At 48.3% G+C, this 21,780-nt stretch carries 15 protein-coding genes; 3 read left to right on the plus strand and 12 right to left on the minus strand.

The features are described from left to right. Positions 1–181: 181 nt before the first annotated feature. Together SOW26_RS02430 and SOW26_RS02435 are read right to left on the minus strand one after the other, a co-directional pair. Positions 182–1,162, minus strand: a complete 981-nt coding sequence (locus tag SOW26_RS02430) for an N-acetylmuramoyl-L-alanine amidase family protein (protein ID WP_154476414.1) — start codon at positions 1,160–1,162, stop codon at positions 182–184. A 357-nt stretch (positions 1,163–1,519) separates the two neighbouring features. Continuing rightward, the gene (locus SOW26_RS02435; protein WP_320651826.1) at positions 1,520–2,158 is read right to left on the minus strand and encodes a helix-turn-helix transcriptional regulator; all 639 of its coding nucleotides are present in this window, start codon (positions 2,156–2,158) and stop codon (positions 1,520–1,522) included. 514 nt (positions 2,159–2,672) lie between these two features. On the opposite strand from SOW26_RS02435, the gene SOW26_RS02440 reads away from it, so the two are divergent. Both SOW26_RS02440 and SOW26_RS02445 read left to right on the plus strand, forming a co-directional pair. Continuing rightward, positions 2,673–4,088: an MATE family efflux transporter gene (locus tag SOW26_RS02440; protein ID WP_276959787.1), complete on the plus strand. Its 1,416-nt coding sequence runs from the start codon at positions 2,673–2,675 to the stop codon at positions 4,086–4,088. Further along, positions 4,060–4,647 (plus strand): cytidylate kinase-like family protein, encoded by a 588-nt coding sequence (locus SOW26_RS02445; protein WP_320651827.1) that lies wholly within the window; start codon positions 4,060–4,062, stop codon positions 4,645–4,647. The genes SOW26_RS02440 and SOW26_RS02445 overlap by 29 nt, the downstream gene beginning before the upstream one ends. Before the next feature lie 108 nt (positions 4,648–4,755). Here SOW26_RS02445 and SOW26_RS02450 read toward each other — a convergent pair whose 3' ends face one another. Genes SOW26_RS02450 through SOW26_RS02470 form a run of 5 tightly spaced genes read right to left on the minus strand, consistent with a single transcriptional unit; the run spans position 4,756 to position 10,437 of the window. Continuing rightward, positions 4,756–5,775 carry an SGNH/GDSL hydrolase family protein gene (locus SOW26_RS02450; RefSeq protein ID WP_276959789.1) on the minus strand — a complete coding sequence of 340 codons (1,020 nt, stop codon included), beginning with the start codon at positions 5,773–5,775 and terminating at the stop codon, positions 4,756–4,758. After that, positions 5,762–7,354, minus strand: a complete 1,593-nt coding sequence (locus tag SOW26_RS02455) for an MBOAT family O-acyltransferase (protein ID WP_320651828.1) — start codon at positions 7,352–7,354, stop codon at positions 5,762–5,764. Before SOW26_RS02455 ends, SOW26_RS02450 begins: the two co-directional genes overlap by 14 nt. 1 nt (position 7,355) lies before the next feature. Continuing rightward, a complete protein-coding gene (locus SOW26_RS02460; RefSeq protein WP_154476426.1) occupies positions 7,356–7,583 on the minus strand; it encodes a phosphopantetheine-binding protein in 228 nt (75 codons plus the stop codon). Further along, positions 7,583–8,848, minus strand: a complete 1,266-nt coding sequence (locus SOW26_RS02465; protein WP_276959791.1) for an alanine racemase — start codon at positions 8,846–8,848, stop codon at positions 7,583–7,585. The genes SOW26_RS02460 and SOW26_RS02465 overlap by 1 nt, the downstream gene beginning before the upstream one ends. A gap of 35 nt (positions 8,849–8,883) precedes the next feature. Next, the gene (locus tag SOW26_RS02470; RefSeq protein WP_276959792.1) at positions 8,884–10,437 is read right to left on the minus strand and encodes an amino acid adenylation domain-containing protein; all 1,554 of its coding nucleotides are present in this window, start codon (positions 10,435–10,437) and stop codon (positions 8,884–8,886) included. 581 nt (positions 10,438–11,018) lie between these two features. Between SOW26_RS02470 and SOW26_RS02475 the strand changes: the two genes are divergently transcribed. Beyond that, entirely contained in the window at positions 11,019–16,607 is a 5,589-nt protein-coding gene (locus SOW26_RS02475) for a leucine-rich repeat protein (RefSeq protein WP_320651829.1), read from the plus strand. 160 nt (positions 16,608–16,767) lie between these two features. Here the strand turns inward: SOW26_RS02475 and SOW26_RS02480 are convergent, their stop codons facing one another. The 5 genes from SOW26_RS02480 to SOW26_RS02500 all read right to left on the minus strand — a co-directional run bounded on the left by SOW26_RS02480 (position 16,768) and on the right by SOW26_RS02500 (position 21,492). After that, positions 16,768–19,443 (minus strand): DEAD/DEAH box helicase family protein, encoded by a 2,676-nt coding sequence (locus SOW26_RS02480; protein WP_276959794.1) that lies wholly within the window; start codon positions 19,441–19,443, stop codon positions 16,768–16,770. A gap of 337 nt (positions 19,444–19,780) precedes the next feature. Beyond that, a complete protein-coding gene (locus SOW26_RS09690; protein WP_276959799.1) occupies positions 19,781–19,897 on the minus strand; it encodes an HTH domain-containing protein in 117 nt (38 codons plus the stop codon). A gap of 209 nt (positions 19,898–20,106) precedes the next feature. Then, positions 20,107–20,913 (minus strand): toll/interleukin-1 receptor domain-containing protein, encoded by an 807-nt coding sequence (locus SOW26_RS02490; RefSeq protein ID WP_276959795.1) that lies wholly within the window; start codon positions 20,911–20,913, stop codon positions 20,107–20,109. A gap of 29 nt (positions 20,914–20,942) precedes the next feature. Further along, positions 20,943–21,242 (minus strand): type II toxin-antitoxin system RelE/ParE family toxin, encoded by a 300-nt coding sequence (locus SOW26_RS02495; RefSeq protein ID WP_320651830.1) that lies wholly within the window; start codon positions 21,240–21,242, stop codon positions 20,943–20,945. Position 21,243: 1 nt separating this feature from the next. Then, complete coding sequence (locus tag SOW26_RS02500; protein ID WP_320651831.1) at positions 21,244–21,492, minus strand: type II toxin-antitoxin system prevent-host-death family antitoxin; 249 nt, start codon at positions 21,490–21,492, stop codon at positions 21,244–21,246. Positions 21,493–21,780: the final 288 nt, after the last annotated feature.

Consider the following 21,780-nt stretch of genomic DNA (forward strand, 5'->3'; position numbering starts at 1 on the left):
AAAAAGAAAAGGCGGAAGCAAATTCGTTCCTGCGCAGCCTACTGCTTCAAGAGTCGCGGAGGATCTGAGACGGAAATCGATTATATGCAAGGAAAGGACGCAAAAACCAGGCTTTTTGACACCTGGTTTTAGAGCCGGATGTTACAATCCTTCTATACCTATTTGCAACATCTGCCGCCTGCTATTTTTCCATCTCCGGAATCGTTCCGCCCAGTGACTTCCACAGTACTTCCAGATCTCTTTCCTGATAATGGAAGTATTTTCCGTTGGACAGCGCAACTGTATTTCCCTCCATATCTGCCTGAGAGAAGAAATATCTCTGATAGGTTCCGTCCGTGTAATCCAGTCGGATATGATAGTTGCCGCCCATAATCTGCGAAGACTCTTTCAACCGGATCTGTTTCAATCCTCTGACATACTCTGTTACTTTTTTTACTGCTTCCTTCTCTTCTGTTTCTATTTTTTCCTGTGCGCTTTCCGCACTTCCATACTGCATGCAAACACTGACCTTTTTTACGGTCTTCGTTTCCGAATATCCCGGGATCCAGGCTCCGCTTTCTCCTACATAATACGGACCTACCCAGCATTCTTCCCGCATGGCTCCATCTTCGACGTCTCCCAGATAGTACCAGAAACCACGGATCTGTTGCCAACCGCTCTTCATGCTTCCGTCATTGGCGTCTCCCAGATAATACCAGGTACCCATAATCTGCTGCCAACCGCTCTTCATGCTTCCGTCATTGGCATCTCCCAGATAATACCAGAAATTTCCCAGCTTCTGCCATCCTGTTTTCATAGCTCCATCATCGGCAGTTCCCAGATAATACCATGTTCCACCTACTTGTTGCCAGCCAAACAACATCCAACCGGCAGCATCAAATAAATACCATTGACCAGCTATGTACTCCCATCCACCACGGGTATATGTCCCGTCTGCATGTCTGTACCACCATCTTCCATCCGAATTCTTAATCCACTGCCCCGATACAGATGCCTGCGATCCCATTTCATTAGATCTATATACCTCACTTAAATCTGTCTTCTCACTGATAATCTTTTCGGGTTTTGCTGCATCCCGCTCTTTTGCCAATACAAATAGCTGGGAAACACAAATTGACACGATCATACTTATGACCCCTATTTTTCTCATGAAAACTCTCATCCTATCTCCCTCCTTATCTATATTTTTATGATGTTATATTATCATATCGTTTTATTTTTACCAATGTTTTTTATTTGATATTTCATAAAATAATTATTTTTCAGAATATTTTTTGTTTATATTCCCCAATCTTCCAGGTCTTTGCCACTTCCATTTTCTTTGTTTTTAAATAATCTCTTATTTAATCTATTTTCAGTTTGTTTTTTGTCAATTTTTATGTTTTTGTCAGTGCCATTTTGTGTACTTTACATTGTAATAAAGAAAACACAGGGGCAAATTATTTTGCTATGCCAACATTGCCCTGTTCTTCCAGGCAGTCCTGCTCTTGTATCCTGTTTCTTTTCTATTTCCGCGCATTTAATCCCCGCGTCTGTATTTGAAGTTTACAGCAGAGAGGATCATCACCAGTCCTATGATGAATACACCCAAAAAGCTCATGCTGAGAAGCAGCCGTTTATCGGTTGCGCAAATATATAACAGAAAATACAGGACATTCAGTAAAAAGGACAGACCGCTAACCAATTGGCTTGTTGCACGCAACTGCCTTTCATATCTGGAAAGATCCGCTTCATATGCTTTTTTATGCCCTGCAAGCATGGTAAAATCCCTGTTCTTTATACTGTTTTCAAAAGCAGTGTACATGATCAGAGAAATGGCCGAAGCCAGCATGACGGAAATCATCACTCCCACCGGATTTAGAAAACCCTTTAGTGCCAAAGTGAAATGAACCACCGAAAGTAGCATGGAAAGTAGCGGGACAAGCCAGTTGTACCTTCTGTGTTTTTCCTTTTTCACAATTCTGTTTTGTATGATCTCATCTACCATCACCTGAAAAACAGCGCTTATCTGGATCAGCGTCTGTGCGTCCGGTTGCGTTTTTCCCGTTTCCCAGTTTGAAACCGCCTGTCTGGAAACATTCAAGCACTCTGCCAGTGTCTCCTGGGACATGCCGTTTTCCATACGAAGCTTCTTGATTGACTCACCTATCCTGCTCATAGTTTTCACCTCCTGAAAAAAGGATACCTGACTCAGAGATTTCATTCCAGTTACACTGGTTTACATCAAAGCAACAAACTGTTGCATCAAGATAGCAAGGACTCTGTTTCCTGCCTCCCTTTGATTTTAAATGGTTTACCCACTTTTATCATACACAAACCGTTTAAAAATTCAATGTGGATTTTTGCAGCCTTCAAAGTCCGATTCTCCTTTTAAATCTCTCATTCTAAACACCTATTCCAATATTTATTGCTCCGCAAATTCTTTCATATCGTACCGGCCACTCTTATAAAAAACCTTTGACTTTTCCTTTTTCTATTTGTTATACTTACTTCATCGCGTAGCCAAAAGGTGTAAATCCAGATCCTGGATTTGCACCTTTTTTGTGGTTGGACGTACACGGAAGGCTCCCGGAAACGCTTTCGGAATCCGCCTCTGTCGTCTCCTTTGCTACCGAAATACAGGTTGTGGCAGCTTTCCTTAAAAAAGTCTCCTATCTATGTAAGGAGGTAGCATGAAACAAGAACCAATAAACAAACTGGAAACCATGCCGGTAGGCCGACTTATGCTGTCGATGGGCATTCCCGTGATCCTTTCCATGATGCTGCAGGCAGTTTACAACATTGTGGACAGCGCCTTCGTTTCCCATATGCCAAAGACGGGGGAACTGGCACTGAATGCCCTGACCCTGGCCTTCCCTGTGCAGATGCTGATGATCGCCATCGGAATCGGAACCGGTGTCGGCGCCAACGCCCTCTTGTCCAAAAGTATCGGGCAAAAGGAATACGAAAAGGCCAGCCTGGTATCCGGCAATGCCCTGTTTCTGGGCTTTCTGATCTATCTGGTCTTTCTTCTGTTCGGTCTTTTTGGGACGGTCTTTTATGCCGCCAGCCAGACCGACAATCCTGCCGTCCGGCATATGGTGGTGGTTTATCTGCAGATCTGCTGTAATGCTTCCTTTGGCATTGTATTCTTTTCTATTTTTGAAAAGCTGCTGCAGGCCACCGGACGCTCCGGCTTTTCCACCATCGCCCAGGTCAGCGGTGCACTGATCAATGTATGTCTGGATCCCGTCCTCATCTATGGCTGGCTTGGACTTCCTGCCATGGGCGTGGCCGGCGCCGCCTATGCCACCGTGATCGGACAGATCTTCTCCGCCCTGCTGGGTCTGATATTCCACCTGCGGCAGAACAGAGAGATCCGTCATGCTCTCTCCTATCTGAAGCCGGACGTGGGCATTCTAAAGGCCATCTACGCCATCGGCCTTCCCGCCATCCTTGCACAGGCGCTGATGTCTGCCATGACTTATGGGATGAACCTTATATTGGGCAGCATCAGTGAAGCGGCAGTGACTGCCTATGGCCTGTATTACAAGATCCAGCAATTTATCCTCTTCGCCGCTTTTGGACTGAGGGACGCCATCACCCCCATTGTATCCTTTAATCATGGTCTGGGAAGCAGGCGCCGGGTAACAGACGGCATCAAATACGGCATCTGCTACACTCTTCTTCTCATGACAGCGGGGCTGATCGCCGTCCATCTGTCCGCTGCCTCCCTGACAGCCCTGTTTGGCCTGTCAGGCAGTACCAGAACACTTTGCATCAGCGCCATGCAAATCATTTCCATCAGCTTTCTTTTTGCCGGAGTCAATATTGCATATCAGGGGATTTTTCAGGCGCTAGACAGCGGACTGGCTTCTTTGCTCCTGTCTGTACTCAGACAATGCCTGCTGGTCCTGCCTGTTGCCTGGGAATTTTCTTTTCTGGCTCGCAGATCCCCCCATCTGATCTGGACGGTCTGGATCACTTTTATTATTGCCGAAGGCCTTTCGTTCCTGTTTGCTTCTATCTGCCTGAAGCGGATCTATCGTACTATTCTATCAAAACTGGAGGAGTCTACCTATGAAAAACATCATCACCATCAGCCGTGAATTTGGGAGCGGCGGACACTTTATCGGGGAACGCATCGCAGAAGAACTGCATATCCCGTTTTATGACAGGGCGGTCATTTTTCAGGTCGCCCAAAAAACCGGGCTGGCCGAAACATACATCGCAGAGCACGGGGAGTATGCCCCCAAGGGAGGTCTGTTCTCCTATTCTTTTGTCGGCAGGGATCTCCAGGGCAGCTCTGTTGACGACTATATCTACCAGGCACAGCAGACCATCCTGCGGGAGCTTGCCCAGCGGGAATCCTGCGTCGTGATCGGCAGATGTGCCGACTATATCCTGCGGGACCGGAAAGATGTCCTGAATGTGTTCATCTACGGAGAGCAGGCCTCCAAGTGCAGAAGGATCATGGACCTTTACCAGAAAACAGAAAAAGAAGCCCTGGCTCTCATGAAGGAGACGGACAAAAAAAGAAGACTACATTATAGCTACCACACGGAGCAAAAATGGGGAATGCCTGCAAACTACGCCCTGTGCCTTAACAGCAGTCTGCTTGGCTATTCCCAGTGTGTCTCCTTTATCCGACAGGCCTTTTCTCATTAACCCCCTTTCCTCTCCTCTGCCGTCCGTTCTTTTCTAAGCATCAAAAAAGAGCCTATCCGCCTTGTGATCTATCTCTTTTCGGAATAGGCTCTATTTTTTGTATGTTTTCTACGGCTTTCCCACAGAATCATCCACGTCGATTCCGTGCTTTTCCATTTTGGTAACCACCTTTCTCTCACGCTCCTGGTATTCCTTCAGCTTTTCGTTCCATTCCACGTATACCTGATCTTCTCTGCGGTCCTTCAGAGAAAAATTCTCTTTCAGATATTTGCCCAGAAAACGGCTGACCTTCTTTGCACCTGTAATATTCAGGTGATCCCCTCCATCCAGGCTGTCCTTTTTCCAATCAATCCCCAGCTCCTGTGTCTGCAGGTTCATATCCAGAAATGTGAGACCATGCTCGGCGGCGTACCCTGCTATGGCATTGTGCCTGCGAAAATTATAATTTGCCGGAGAAGGAGTTCCCACCAGTACCAGCCTGGCTCCATGCTCCCTGCAAAGCTGTTCGATATCCACCATCGTTTTTAACACAACCTCCGGAAATTCTGCGCTTTCTTCGGTCTGCGTCATGTAGGACCCTCCCCTATAGGGACGGATCTTCGTTCGGAAACTATAACCCTTAAAGCTGTGATCCGGATATTCTTTGTTGATCAGACAGGCCTTCCACACATCATGGAACCGTAAAATGGAAATGTGATTGTTTCCCCATTCTTCAATGGATTCCTTGATCGCCGAAAGTCCCGGCCCGCCACGGAACATGATATTTGCCTCCAGCATAACGATCTTGGGCGACTGGGTTTCCAGCGCCGTCTTTAACAGATAGTAGGTCTCCTGTACCTTTTGCCCCGCCTGTCCGCAGACAAAGGTGGGGATTCCCTCTTCGTCCCAGATCTCCATGGGAGAAATGGCCGAATAACTGAGACTGTCCCCCAGCACCAGAACGTCCACCGTATCTTTCGGTTCTTTTTTGATCCGTACCAGGCTTTTATTCCGTCCCTGCACCAGTTTTTCATCCTTGAGGGAGATTGCCTCCAGCTTCCGCGAAACCCCTTCCAGCATCAAAAACAGTATTGCAAAAAACAGCAACGGCTTCCCTATTTTTTTTCCTATTTTTTTAAAATCCCGCATAAATCAAATCCACCTGTTGATATCCTATTCCATAAGCTCCAAAAATCACCACCGCAAGGATCAGTGCATAGTACACTGCCCAGCGCACCGGAAGACGGAAGGTGGTGATGCTTTCCTTCTCCAGCAGCTGATTCTCCCGAATAAACCCTACGATGCCTACTACCGCGCAGCCGATCAGGATGACTCCGTAGTCCGCTTTATCCAGTCCAAAGTTCAGCAGGGTCCCGTCGTAAAGAGGCCGCAGTTGAAAATCCCGGAACAGACTAAGAAACATGTGAATCCCGGCCTTCAGACCATTTGCCCGGAAAAACAGTTCTCCCGTAAAAATGATCAGCCATGTTTTCAGCATCTGAGGAATCCGCCAGTACAGGGCATTTTCATCCAGATGCAGTTTTTTCAGCACCTGATTCCGTACCGGCTCCAGCGCTTCTCCTACAAGCAGGATCCCAAAGTAGTACATCCCATAAAAAATATAGCTCCACCTGGGTCCATGCCACAGGCCGTTACACAGCCACACCGGAAACAACGCCATTGCGGAAACGCCCAGACGCGTGAGATACTTCCCGCAGTTCTTTTTTCCAAAGCGGTTCCACTTTTTCACGATGCCGGATACGGACGCCGGATAAAAGACGTAGGTTTTCAGCCAGACTCCCAGGGTAATATGCCATCTCCGCCAAAATTCCGCCGCATTCTTCGCCGCAAAGGGCTGACGGAAGTTCTCCGGCAGCACCACGCCAAACATCCTGCCTGTTCCGATGATAATATCCATGGAGCCGGAAAATTCCATATAAAGCTGAATGGTATAAGCCACCGCTCCCACTGCGATCATAACACCGTGGTACTGCTGATAATTGTCGAAGATCATTTTCACCAGCAAAAACAGCCGGTCGGCGATCAGCATTTTCTTAAACAGTCCCCACAGGATCCGCAGGCAGCCTTCGGAAAGATTTTTCCCTGTCAGGGCTTCTCCCTCCCAAAGCTGGTGAGCTGTCTGATCATACAGAGCAATCGGCCCTTCCATGATCTGTGGAAAGAACGCCAGAAACAGCGCCACTTTCTTCAAGGGCTGCTGCGCCGAGATCTTGTCCCAGTACACATCCACCATATAGCCGATGGCCTGCAGGGTATAGAAGGAAATTCCGATGGGTACCAGAATCCGTTTGATCTCTATGGCTCTTCCTGTTCCCAGTGCTTCCAGCAATCCGTTCACATTCTGGAAGAAGAACTGATAGTATTTGACATACGCCAGCACGCCCAGAAGCGTCAGAATCCCAAAGGTCAGGATCCGTCGTTCTTTTTTCTTGTAAGCGCCTTTGATCTCTTTCTTTTTCGCTTTCTCTCCACACTCTGCCAGCGCCTCCCGCTGCGCCGCCTTTACCTGCCCCAGCCAGACGCCGATATAATGAGTAAACAGCGTCGTTCCCAAAAGGTAGATCAACAGATTGCGGCTGATGATCCAAAAGAAGCTGTAGCCTGCTGCCAACAGCGTATATCCCCTGAATTTTCTGGGTGTGATCTGGTACGCCAGAAGCACTGCCGGAAGAAAGATAAACAAATATATCGCTGTATGATAAGCCATTTTAGTTCTCCTGCAATCTTGTGATCATCTCCCACATTGCTCTCGCCGAATTAAAATTCGGGGGAATGATCTCTGCCGCTTCGATCTCAATGTCAAACTGCTCCTCCAGCTCTGCGATCAGAGAAACTACACTGAGCGAATCCAGCACATGATCATCGATCAGCGCCTCTTCGTTTTTCCAATCAATACTTTCATCAATTTCTTCCAAGATCTCCAACAACTGTTCCATTATGATTCCCTCCTGCTTTCTTCTGAATTCAGACCATAGGTCTGTATTTCCTCTCTTATGGTTTCCAGTCCTGCTTCCCCGTCATAGATCACTACCTTCGGCAGCTCATGACTCAGAAACAGACTCATTCCTTCCGTCATGGCATAGGCACCGGCCCTCTCAAAAACCAGTATATCTCCGCACTCCAGATCCTCTGCCTGAAGCTTTTGTACCAGTACGTCATTGATGGTACAAAGAGATCCGCATACGATCCACTCCTTCAAGTCTTTCCTATTATGCACGGCTTCTTTTCCGGTGTCAACCTGCATACCGGATGCTTCCTCTTTTCCGACCGGCACTTCCTTCTTCTGCGGATCTTTTTTCAGGAGCTGTACCTTCGGGATGTACATGCCCCGGATCTGCCCGTCATAATTGATCTGATGGATCCCTCCGTCTACCAGGCAGTATCGTTTTCCCTGGCTTTGCTTTAATTCCCGCACCGTAGTCATATAGTACCCGCAGGTTGCCGCCAGGGCTCTTCCCATCTCCAGCGTTGTCTTTCCCTGCCATCGCATCTTTCGGATCGCATCTGCCAGGATTTCCACGTCCTCCTGCGTTTTATCTTCCTGATTTTCAAAATACGATACGGCAAAGCCGGGACCATATTCCACTTCCTTTATTGGGACGGACGCCTCCTTTTCTGCCCGCTCCAAAAAGTCATCCAGATATTCCAGCTCTTTTCCTGCCTTTTTCATACTTCTCTTCTGGGTTCCGGAAAAATAGTGGATCCCCTGTAGCTCCAGACAATCAGTTTCCCGGATCTCCTGCAGCATCCGGATCATTTCTTCCTCATCTACTCCAAACTGGTTGCCGCTGGTCAGCCTAGGATAGACACGGATCTTCTGTCCGTGCGCCTGCCCCCAGGCCTTCAATTGCCGCAGCTGTCCGTAGGACTCCGCCGTATAAAAGCACCGGCTACCGTAATGTTCCAGGATCTCTTCCAGATCCTCTTCCTTCTTCAGAACCCCTGAGATCAGCACCTTTTCCGGCGGTATCCCAAGCTTCTGACAGATCCTGTATTCCCCCATGGAGCATACCTCGATCCGATCCACATCCTGGTAGATCCTTCCTACCAGAAAGGGGTTTGCCTTCATGGCAAAGCACAGTCCCGTCTGTTCTCCCATTCCCCGGCGAAACAGTCTTACCCGTTCCCGAAACAGCTCCAGATCAAACAGGTACATGGGTGTTTCCCAGGGACCCATATTTCTTAATTCTTCTACTTTCATATCCATTCCTCTCATGTTTGCTCTTCGTCGTGTGGCTATGCGTCCCCTTCTAATCGTGCCCGGAAATATCCCCGGTCTGTCTTTCCGTTTTTCGTCAGGGGCATCTTTTCCATCTGTACAAATTTCTGGGGGATCATATAAACGGGAACCGCTTTTTTCAGTCGGGTCCTGATCTCTTTTACCTCTGCCTCTCCCATGTAGAAGGCCACCAGCTTTCCACGCCGTGTATCCAGACCGCAGCAGCTTCTCTCCACGCCCGGGATCTGTTCCATACTTCTTTCGATCTCTTCCAGTTCGATCCGGTGTCCCATATGCTTGATCTGGAAGTCCTTCCGTCCGGCAAAGTAAAGTTCCCCCTGCTCTCCGTAATAGCCCAGATCTCCGGTACAATAGCACCACGCCTGCTTTCCATCCGCAAAGGTATGGGTCAGAAATCTCTTGTCTGTTTCTTCCTGGTTGTGGTAATACCCGTCGGAAATGGATTCTCCTGCCACGCAGATCTCTCCGATCTCCACCGTCTTTCCCCCCAGTTCCTTTTCTTCCGTGTTGCGCAGAAACACCTTACGCCCCTCAAAGGGGATCCCCACCGGAAGCTTTTCTCCATCTTCCACCATCCGGTCTATTTTATGATAGGTACAGTTACAGGTGATCTCCGTAGGTCCGTAGATATTGGCAAACTCGGTTTCCGGTAAAGCCTCCTGCCAGATCCGAAGCTGTTTTGCCGGCATCACCTCTCCGCTGAACATGATCTTTTTCACCTGAGAGGGTACTTTATACTGCAGTCCTTTCAGAGAAGATACCAGCGTCAGAGCCGATACAGCCCACACCAGAACGGTTGCCTGCTTTTCTTCCAGGTAATCCAGAAGCCCTGCCGGTGTGGAAAACAGTTCCTTGGGGATCAGGATCAGCGGCGCCCCCACAGCCATGGAGCTGTAAATATCCTTCACCGACACATCAAAGTCAAAGGGAGCCTGATTGCCAAACCGTTCCTCTGCCGTCAGGTGGAAGGTGTCCACAAAGTGTGTGATAAAATCCAGCACTGCCCGGTGGCTGACTACGATACACTTTGGCACCCCGGTAGAGCCGGAAGTAAAGATTCCGTACAGGATATCCCGGTCTGTTGCCCTTTGTCGTCGTTCTTTCAGAAGGTCGCCTGCGGCTGTCCCCTGCGGCGTTTTGTTCTCTCCCGCCTTCTCTGCCGCTTCCATCAACTCTTCCAGCTGCAGGATTTTCCCTGTATACCCTGCCTCTGTTGCTTTTTCCCGGTGCTCCCTGCCTGTTATCAGCGCTTTTGCATCCAACACCTGAAAAATGTGAGCTCTTCTGTCTATCGGCTGCCCCGGGCTGATTATGACGTAAAAACAGCCGGCGTAAACAATTCCCATCATAGCTGCCAGTACTTCTGTACTTTTATCTGCCAGAATAGCAACCGGCTGTCCCGGGCTGCATTCCTCACAGAGAAGTTCCCCGATGGCTCTCGCCCTTTCCGACAGCTCTCTCCACGTGTAAGTTTTGTTGCCGTCATCTACCGCCAGCGCATCCGGTCGTTTCTCTTCCTGCTGCTCCAGCCATTCCAATATGTTTTTCATACTTGCCTCCCCTTCTATCGTATGCTTCTATTATCCCTGATCACTCTTAAAGAATTATGAAGAAAACTTTAAAATTATCTAAGTTTTCCTATCACCCTTCTGCGAAAAATGTCAACCGTTCTATATCCTATCACAAAAAGGTGGATTTGCAAAACAGCCTGATGACGTTTCCATTCCGCTGCCCGCCTCTTCCTTTTGCCTTCCGCTCTTTTCTGTTTCCCGTTTCTGGAATCCAAAACGATGTCGTCTGACACCTTTTCCGGCTTTCTGTTTTATTGTTCTATGCTATGTTAGCATACCCCATCTTCGCCTGCCTTTACTTAAGCTTGCATCTTTCTTACAAAATTGTAATCTTGCCTCCTGCCCCTCTTTCTTTTTCCCGGATCCGAAGATTTTTGCCTCTCGCAACCTTCTGTTTTCCTTCCTGCAAAAAGTATGGTATTTTCTCTTTTCCTGTGCTATAATTCCTCTAGTTAGTTTTTACTAACCTTTTTATGTCATTGTACTTCATTGACAGAAGAAAAGATTCGGACAGAACATCCATTCCTTTCTTCTTAAATTATGAAAAAAGGGGGACCATTATGAAACACCAGTTATCGGTAACTTTGTGCGGCCTTTTTCTATCCGCCGCATTACTTCTTACCAGTACGCTGCCTGTATTTGCGGTAGAGGATCTACAGGACACAGGTACGGGCGGCGCCGCACAGGAGCAGCCTGCTGCAGACGCATCTGATCCTGCAGCCAAAGAGGCGGAGCCTTCCGACACAGAACCGGAAGGGTCTGCAAAGCATCCAGGAGAGCCTTCTTCGGAAGCCGCATCTGCACATACGCTTCCTACGTTGGATCTCTCCACGCCTGCCAAAAAATATCTGATCACATTTTCTTCCGAACCTGGCCCCTTGCAGGAACAGGTGGAACAGGCCGTCCTGGAGCTGCATCTGACCGCCTCTTCTGAAGCGTTTGCCTCTTATGATCAGTTGATTTCCCATCCGACGGCAGGTACCTCGTTTGATATCCGGGCAAGACGAGTCGCCGCCCTGCAGGCAACGGCCATACTGGCCCAACAGGAAGCCCGCACTCTTTTGCAGGATATTTCCACAAAATATCCGGAGGCGGATCTGGAATACAATAGCTATTGGATTTCAAACACTCTGGCTTTAAAAGCGCCTCAGTCTGTGGTGGATCATATTTCTGCGCTGTCCAATGTGCGAGAATGCAAAGAAGATCAGCCGCTGCAGTCCGAACCGGTGGCAAAGCCAAACAGATCCCAGGCTTTTAGCCTCCACAGCGTGACTGCCGCTTTCCATCCGCAGGAAGTGGAAGCCAACCTGGATGCCATCCGTGCCTCAAAGGTCTGGTCTGATCTGAACATCACGGGAAAGGGCGTCGTAGTAGGAATCATTGATCAGGCTGTAGACTATGAACATCCGGCGCTGATCCGCCACTTCAGAGGATTCGACCCGGAGACCAACCAGATCTCTCTGGAGGGCAATTATGTAGACTTTGTGGAGGATGGTTCCGTAGGCGGTGATACCCACGGTACCCATGTAGCCGGCATCGTAGTCGGCGAAGAAACCCGGCTTACGGAAAACGGAGCTGCCGTCTCCTACAACCAGACCGGCGTGGCTCCCGGAGCCAAATTTATTGTGGCGAGAGCCTTTAAAGAAGGAGCGGGCGGAACCAACGAAAACATCATCAAGGCCTGCGAGTGGATGATGGCTCCCGGAGGCGATCCTGCAAAAGCGCCCCAGATCGTAAATCAGAGCTGGTCTGACGGAAAGCAGGATATGGATCTCTGGTTTGAACAGACGGCAAAGGCCTTTCGTTCCGCCGAGATCTTAAACGTCATGTCTTCCGGCAACAACGGTTCCACAAAGGCACTTCCCGGTTCCGTGGATAACCCGGGAAGCTCTGATCAGGTCTTTACCGTGGGCGCTTCCGACAATCAGGGGGGATTGGCTGATTTTTCCCGAAGGGGGCCATCGCCCTACCCCAATGCTACATTTAAACCGGATATCGTAGCTCCCGGTATTCAAATCCGAAGCGCTGTGCCCGGCAATGCTTATACCTCTTTTAACGGCACCTCCATGGCTGCCCCACATGTAGCCGGAACGGCCGCCCTGATGCTGGAGGCCAATCCTTCTCTCAGCCTTTCGGAGCTGGAGGATCTTCTTCGAAAAACGGCGATCCCCCGCACCGATAGTGATTATGATACCTCACCCAATCAGGGATATGGATATGGTTCTGTGGATGCCTATCAGGCTGTACAGGCCGCACTTCATGCTGCCGGAAAGGAAGGAACTCCCTCCGCAAATTACCGTGCAGTCAAGGGAACGGTACAGGCTGCAAAGGATCCGAAGGCGGTGCAGTCAGCCATCCCGGAGGTGGAAATCCGTCTTCCTCAGAGCGGCTATACGGATCGTCCGCTTGTGGCTTCCGTAGATCTTGGGGCCGGCGCCTTTTCGCCAAAGCAGATCGCCCGCCTGGAATATCTGCTGGAAGGATCAGAAAACGGAGCGCCTTTCACCAGGAAAACAGAACTCAAAAGAGAAAGCTCCCATTCCCGGAAATTTTCCGGCGCATTTTCCAAAGAGGAGACTCCTCTTCCGGGAAATTATTCGCAGAAGATCCGTCTGACCACGAAAGACGGAGCGACATTTGAAACGGCGTCGGCCCACCTGACGGTCTTTGCTTCTGTTCGCCCCGGGGAATACCGGACAGATTTTGAATCCGGCGCTCCCGGCTTTGCCTACAGCGGCAACTTCTCTCACGGTGTGGCAAACCTGAATGTTGATCCCAAGCCTGTCAGCGGCAACTTCCTTGCGGGACTGAACATCGGAAGCCCCTATCTGGGCGCTTTGAAGCAGTCTCTTTTGGAGCTGCCGCGCCTGGATCTCACCGGACTTGGTGAAACAGATAAACCGGAACTGGTCTTTCAGGAATATGCCTCCTGGGACAGCGGCGTCCTGGGCATTCAGGCGGAAATAAAAGGCGAAGGAACCGTCAAGATCTATAACTATCCCACAAAAATAAACAACACCTGGCAGGAGCGCCGCATTGATCTGAGTCCCTTGAAGGGAAAAGTGGCAAACATCTTTTTCTTCCATCTGACGGCAGGAGCCTCCGACGGGTACGGACTGTTTCTGGATGACCTGTCCTTTACACTAAACGGAACGGTACAGGATTCTTTGCAGTTAAAGGAGCATCTTCTTACAGAATTTACAAACACGGCCCCCGGCGGTTCGGATTCTTCCGTGATCCCCTTAAGCGCCACCATTCAGCTGGAGGGAGAAGGACTTCAAACCTCCTCCAGCGAAATGGACGGAAGCTTCACCCTGGAAAAGGTTCCATTTACAAAAAAGCAGCTCCTGGTGGGCGCAAAAGGCTATAAGACCAAACGGATCCGGCTGGAGGAGGGAACAGATTCTGTTGATCTGGGAACCATCCTTCTGGAAAGAGACAATTCCTCTCTCCCTCTGGATGAGCCTCATCTGAAAACAGGAACTCCGGGCCCCGGAATGAAACAGCTGGGATATGACAACAACAATCCGCTTAGCGGCGGCGCTGCCCTTTCCCGTCCTCAAACAGGTGTGGCAACTGAGATCGATGCTCCCAAGGACGGAGTGCTTTCCCATGTCATGGTATATTTTGCCGGGGAAAATCCTTACTTCCGAAACGGAAAGGTATCTTTGGAAATCAAACAGCTAAATGAAGCAGGAAGGCTCATTGACCTGATTCCTCCGCAGACGGTGGAAGGGAAGGGGGGACAGTGGAACAAATATGATCTGTCCTCTTTGCAGATCCAGTTAAGCGGAAAAGCGTATGTGATCGTCCGGCAGCTCCTGCCCAAGGGAGAAGGGCCTGCCGTCGCCATCGACGCCAGTGTACGCCCCGGCACCCTGGATTATACAAAGGGAAAGTATTACAACGGTTCCTTTGAATCTCTGTTTGGTCAGGGAATCTTTGGAATGCCCATGATTCGTACTTACGTGAGAACCCATGAAAATGTACAGGATCCGGATGCCATAAATCCGGTGTTTGATCCAAGCATCCCAAAAACCCCTCATGCGGAGACGCTCGTAGGAGAAGGGCAAAAGCCCAAGGATCTGATCACCATCGGAGACTACGAGATCAGCCCTTCCCGGGGCATGATCACCGAATATCTCAAGAAGGACGACCTCTTTCAGCTTCCTTTGGAGGAACGGATCCTGAATATCCCCGCAGAGATCGGCGGCGTGAAGATCGTTTCCATTGGAGAGAGCGCCTTCGGTTATTCCTGGGGAAGCTATGAAATGCAAAAGATCGTGCTTCCGGAAGGTATCAAAGAAGTAAACGAATCTGCTTTTTCCATGCTGGGAAGCCATGAGCTGTCCCTGCCCGGTACGCTGGAAAAGATCTACCCCCGTGCGTTTAAGCAGCAAAAACTCTCTTCTTTGACTTTGCCGGAGGGGCTGCGTCATATTGGTATGGGCGCTTTTGAAAATTGTTACCAGCTGGAACAGCTAAGTATTCCGGATTCTGTTGAAACCATCGAGGCCGGCGCGTTTCAGGTAAGCGCCTGGGGAGACGATTCCCGCCTGACCACGATCCGCCTTCCGGAAAACCACCACTTTACTACGATTCCGGCAAATGCATTTGCCAACCACAAACTGATAACCCAGCTTACCATTCCTTCCCAGATAACGGCGATCCGCCCCGGTGCATTTACCAATCTGGGGATTCGCCAGCTGGTGCTTCCCGATGGACTGACAGAGCTTGGCTCTTCTGCTTTTGAAGGATGCTCTGCCCTGGAAGAAGTCACGCTTCCCAATACGTTGACGGAGATCGGCTCCAACGCCTTTTTCAAGTGTGCCTTAACCTCCGTCCGGCTACCGGTAAATCTGGAAGTGATCGATCGAAGCGCTTTTGAGGGCAACCGGCTGACCTCTGTCGTCATCCCGGAAAAGGTTCGATTTATCAATTACCGTGCGTTCGCAGGCAATCCTTTGCACACACTTCGCCTGAACACCACGCTGGTTCCAAGGACGCCCCAGCAGGGGACTGCAAAGCAGGGATATCCCACCGTTCCACATCCTTTCGGAGACCAGCTGCTTCGGCTGGAGGTGTATCGTCAGGAGCAGGCAGACAAGGAACTCCAGGCCGCTCTGGAAGCACAGACGCCAAAAGGAGAAGTGATCCTCCTGGGGAAAGAGGCGCAGGAGCCAAAAACCTTTACCTCGGCGGACGGGATCGTAAGTCTGAGCACGTTATCTGCTTCTCTTCCTTCGGATGCGAAGCTGGTGGTGGAACCTGTTTCTTTGGAGGAAGCAGATTATGCGGCAATCTCCAAGCTGGCCGGCGGAAGAACCATTTACAAATACAGCGGTTACCGCTTCCATCTGGCCGCACCAGACGGCAAAGAGCTGCCGCTGCCTTCCGAATATCAGATTTCCTTTAAAAAGAACGGGTTTACACGAATCCGGACGGCCTCCACGACTTCTGTCAGAAGGGATCCCGTCACCGGTATCCCCCAGCTTATCTTCCAGCCAAGAGGCGGAACCTGGATGCGCATCCCGGCAGATCTGGATCAGGAAGCTTTCACCTTTCGCGAAAACCGTTTCGGGCAGGTGTCTTTGCTGGAGGTTTCCTACCAGCCGGGCAGTGCGCCCTCTGCCGATCTGTACTACGGCGCAAAAGTTTCCGATAAGCTTGCTCCGCCGAAATTTGCTCTGATCACACGAGTAAAGGGAGGGCATGGAAGCATTTCCGATTCCGGAAAAGATCTGACAGACGGTTCGGATGCAGAAGTACACTTCACCCCCGACCCGGGATACGAGGTGGACTCTGTCACCATAAACGGTCAGCCTGTAACTGTTTCAGGGCTGATTTCCCTGATCAGGATGGACGAAGATAAGGAGGTGGTAGTCACCTATAGAAAATCCGCCTCCCACACGCCTATCCCGGACACTCCTTCTCCGGATATGACGCATCCCGGCGGCGATGTCCTGCCTACAGATAAAAACGGTCTTTCCGTAGATTTTGCAAAAAGAGCCGCAGCAACAAGCACGTCCGGAAAGGCTCCAAAGACAGGAGATACTCCCATCCGGGGGGCTTTGTACCTTTCCCTTCTTGGCTGCTTCGGACTGGCATTGGCAGATTTGGCAAAAAATAGAAAACAAAATAGGAATTAGACAATCAGATCCATCATTTTTAAGTGGTGCTGGAGATTATCTCTGGCACCAACCTTGTCTACAGTCTGAACGGCCTGCCCTTCTAAATCAAAGGGCAGGCCGTTGCTGTTTTCTCTGTTTGTTTTTTTGTTTTTCTGTTTTCCTGTTTTTCTTTATCCCTTTATTCCAACGCCCCTTTTACCTTCTTCCGGGACAGGCATCGCTCCTCTCTGTTTGCCAATGCCTTCACCCTTCCTTCCAGTAGCAGCTTTCTTCCTGCTTCATTCCGCGTATAAACACAATCATAACTGCCAATGTATGGTTTCATGCATTTAGCAAAGGCCTCTGCCATTTCTTTTTTTCTGGCAAAACACTCCGGAACCGCGTAGAAGCTGTCGATTCCCCGGCGTTTTTCTTTTTTTACAAGAATATACCTCTGGTTGTCGAGAGCCGTAAAAAATTCATGTACACACTGCGCAAACAGCGCCTTATCCCTCCCTGTTCCTCCTGACAGGTAGAGGGTATGCACCTCCGGCGAAAAGGTCTCTGTCTCCACTTTGCAGCGCGTCTCTGCCAACATCTGCTGCTCCTCCATCGCCCTTCGGATCCCCTCCCCAAATGCCTTCAGCCTTCTTAGCGGGCTTCCCAGCATAAATACCTTGGGAAATCGTGTCATCGCCCAGCCGCCTCCTATAACAACCAAAAAGTACCCGGCAAAAGTAAGCACGGGATTTACCGGCAGGAGTAGCAGCACTGTCGCCGCCATGGTAAGCCCGATAGCCAGTACCAGATTTAAAAGTGCATCGAAAAAGGCAACCTTTGTGACGAAGGTTTCTTTTACTTCTGTCTCCACCGCCACTTCCATGGCTTCGTAGATGACCAGCGCCTTCTCCCATCGCTGCTTCAGACAAGAACGCTGGCTGGACATTTCCAACATCCGCTTATTGATCGACTGCACCTGCGGCTTGTGAAAAGGCGGTTTGATAACAGACAGCCTTTGTATCCCGCTTTCAATGGTTTCCTCCCTGTCATGCAGTCCCAAAAACTGTTCCATCCTGCGATCCAGCAGGCGAAAGTCTTCACTGATCTCTTCCTCCGAATCCTTCCTTGCCTCTTTCTGCGGCTTCAGACAGACCAGATGCCAGATGTTGCTGGTTTTGTCCGGGTTGTCCTTCCATACCCGAATGGCACGTCCCCGCATCTGATTACTCAGCATGAACGAACCCACGAAGCTGGCCAAAATCAGTGCATTCACACACGGAGAATCCCAGCCCTCTCCCAGCAGGGATTTCGTCCCGATCAGGGTCTGTATATATCCCTTTGAAAAGATAGCTGTGACAGCCGCTGTTAAGAAATGTCCCTCTCCCACTGCTGTCACTTTCAGATACTCTGCTTCTGAAAGGCTTCCGGCTCTTCCAAACGCTACCCGGTCTGCCTCCCCTATTTCCTGCAGGAGAGCCTCTTTTGCCTCTGCCGGAATGATTACAATGCTTCCGCACAGGACTCCCAAGCGAAGAGATGCCTGCCTCTTTGCGCTTTCCCTGCGCAGCATCTCAAAAAAGGGCAGGACTCCCAACAGATTCACATCACTGCCGGAATCTCCCAGAATCCCCTCACACTCTCGCCGGATATAGTCTGTCAGCACCAAGAGACGCAGTCCTTCTCCCATGGTCTCATACTCGTGAAACACGATCTTACGAATACTGTTGATTTTTCCCAATGAATTTGTCAGAAGCTTTTCCACTGCGGCGCTGGTAGTCAGAATCACTTTCTTCTTTTCCAGCAATCCCTGCCTCTTCAGGCGATCTTCCAGCATTTCACGGTACATCTTGTCGCACAGGTAGGATTCTGCATCATGGTACAGAAATCCCTGCAGCAGCCGCTCCATCCAACCGACATCCATTTTGGGAAGACGTTTTGCTCCCAGCAGTCTTTGCAGCCGCTCCGGAAACGGAACGCCTTTGCTTTGCAGATAGATCAGAATAGAAGACAGATACGCCGGATCGCTTAAAAGTAGTTCCTCTTCCATCTGTCCGATCAGCCCTTTGTGGCCTCTGACAGCGTTCAGGAGCTCCCCGTCTTCCATCAGTGTCTGCAGCATGGCTTTGCTACGTTCCTGAAATTTCTTCCATTCCTTTTCTTCTTCTGATGTCGGATAGTTGAAGTACACGTAATCCTGATGCGGGCAGAGGCTTCCTTCCTTTACCAGCTCCGGAATCGTGATTTCTTCATCGATCTCCCCGCACATATCTATGTATTTGGTCCACATTGCCGGCGTCGAATCATATGGCGGCGTCGCCGTCAGAGCGATCACCCGAAGCCCTTTCAGTTCCCGACGGAATTCTTCCAGGGCCTTCCACCATTCATTTCGCAGATGGTGGCACTCATCTAGGCATAAAACCCCAATCCCGGTCTCTTTCATGACTGCTGTCAGATCAAATCCGGAGTAATCCACTTCCTGTCCGGCCTCCACCGGTTCCTCCTTTTCACTTTCCGTTTCTTCTCTTCCCCGGAATCTTGTCATGGCACTGTGTAGTGCCTGATATGTTGCCACTGTAATCTCTTTTGGTTCCCTGAGATTCTGCGACAGGTATACCTCTTCCTCCACGCCTTCACACAGGAATGCCTCCCGGATCCTAGCAATCCACTGCTCGCGGATCGTAACGGTGGGAACCAGAACAAGCGCTTTCTCCTTTTGCCTGCGGATCAGCTCAATCCCTAACGTCGTCTTCCCGGATCCCGGCGCCGCAACAATGTGGATCCTTCCGTCTGCCATATAGGGTTCTGCATTCCGCAGTACCCGGGTCTGGTAGCTGCGCCAGGTTCCCCGAAACTTTAAGATTCCCTCGTAATCCATATCCTTCCCCTTTTTCTCTTTTCTTCTGAATGCAAGCAGCCGCTCCTCCTGAAGCGGCTGCTCTGCAAATGTGCAATAACCATTCTAGCTATTCGATCAGAGCATCATATAAACGTTTCATATCGTCTGTATTTCTTTCACAGATGACTAAATTAAAATGACAGTACACTAAATTTTTATTTTTAATTGGTACAAGCTTATAATTCCCTTTCGTAATGTTAAAACTAATAAGCATAATCAACTTTTATATTCTGCTTCAGTCTTATAAGCGTCTAAATTTATACTACTCACCTCACCACAATCCAGTTCCCATGACGCTTTGATCCAATTCTTTCTATTATCTTTTTTCTTGTAAAGATTTAAATGCTCTCTCAATAGTTCTCTTTGTTACGCCTAATTTCTCTGCCAGTTCAACGGATGTTATACTTGGATTTTCTATTAAGAGTTCTATCACTTTCTTTTCAGTCTTATTCAAACCGACATCTTTCTTGAGGCTTTAGAGCCTGTTTTTAACTATTCAAGCTCGCAAACATAATCTTGTTACTATACATTTTTGTATTGGCATTATGGTTCTATTTGGTTTTATATGTGTTCCACTGTCCTCAGTCCATAGGCTATACTGAACGGTGTTATCAATTTGTTATCATGATTCTGTTATCAGTCTTATCTATAACGAACATCCCCCAGTTTCACTGGCAATGCTTTTATAATTTCCTGAAGTGCTTCCAAATCATTAGCTGGCTGCTTCCATACATATGTTTTTAAAAGCTCTGGTACTTCTCCTATTTTACCTTCATCATCACTAAACACCAAAGTAATAATTGAAAATTTATCACCTTTATTCATTTTTTCCGTTATAGCATAATTAACCTCTGTCTCTAAAAATCCTTCATCTTTATAATTTGGAGTGATAAAGAAAATTGCCGCACATGACTCCTTAAATCCTTGCAATATTCCTCTGTGTAACGCTGTACCAGCAGGCATTGCATCTTCATCAAGCCAAACTTCAAATCCTAATATTTCTAAAGTTTGTTTATATAATCTGACTATTGGTTTATCTGCACCTTTATGACTCAAAAATATTTTCATCTTCCTTATCCCCATCACAAATTCATGACTTTCTAAAAGCTTTTGCAATTCACTCTCCAGATTACTTCCATCCGTTGCAAGAATAACTATCGAATCCATATTTGATAGATGAAAAGAAGATCTAACCTTATCTCTTACACTATCAATGTTTTGAGATGATATAGATGCCATCCCTGTATTTACAGCATTAAACTCTACAACTGATGATGCCATCATAGAACTGTTTCCTGTATGTTTAAAAATACATATAATGTAATTTCCATACGTTCCATTTAATAAATTATATCCACTAATAATCGGCCAAACATTACTATATTCTGGATATTTTTTCTGCACTATTTTTCTATACTCTTTATCGATAATTTCACTTGCTGTTGCCATAGCACTCTCTCCACAATTCTATTAGTTTATTAATCGAAAATTCTCATAATATCCTGATATCGGTTGACTACACGATAGATTTCTACATATTCGCTGCTTACTTTGTAGATAATCACGTAATCTTCCCATATCGCATATTTATAATCTGTCCGAAAGCTTACCCGTTTGGAAAGATCCGCCCCCATTCCCGGAAACATCTGAAGATTCTCAAATTTCCCGTAAATTTCCTTTATGGTCTTTGCCGCATATTCCTCGTTGTCTTCAGCAATGTAATCCCGAATACTCTTCAGATCCTTTGCAACAATCGGGTTAATCCGCAATTTTAACATCTTATTCCCCCACAAGTGCCTTCAATTCATCCAAATCCAGCCATCCTTCACCGTCTTTCACTGCTTCTTCGGATTCCTGCAGCTTCATCAAAAGCTTTTTCTCTGCACGATCACGTTCATAATCTTCAAAATCCATAACCACAAAACGCCCTCTACCATTCTTGGTAAGATATACAGGCTCTCCTTTGTGGCAGTTCTTCAAGACTTCGTTATAATTTCTCAAATCAGATACTGGTAAAATACTTGCCATATTCTTTCAGCTCCTTCCTTGATTTTATATTGTTTCTTCTACTTATATTATACACAAAAAGCTGTAAAATTCAACGTAGGTTTTTACAACACTCAAAGATATAGTTCTCATTTTAAACTGTAAAGTGAAATTTTAATTCCTGCTTTAATGTTGTATAAATAAAGTTGACACCTTATTCTCAAAGAATTCATGTATAATAAAGAGAATAAGGAGGAACTCTCAATGTCACGTACCCAACGTAAATACGACCACGAATATAAGGTCCAGGCTGTCAAACTTGCCAGAGAA

The organism is Suipraeoptans intestinalis, from assembly GCF_034091795.1.
GTDB lineage: Bacteria > Bacillota > Clostridia > Lachnospirales > Lachnospiraceae > Suipraeoptans > Suipraeoptans intestinalis.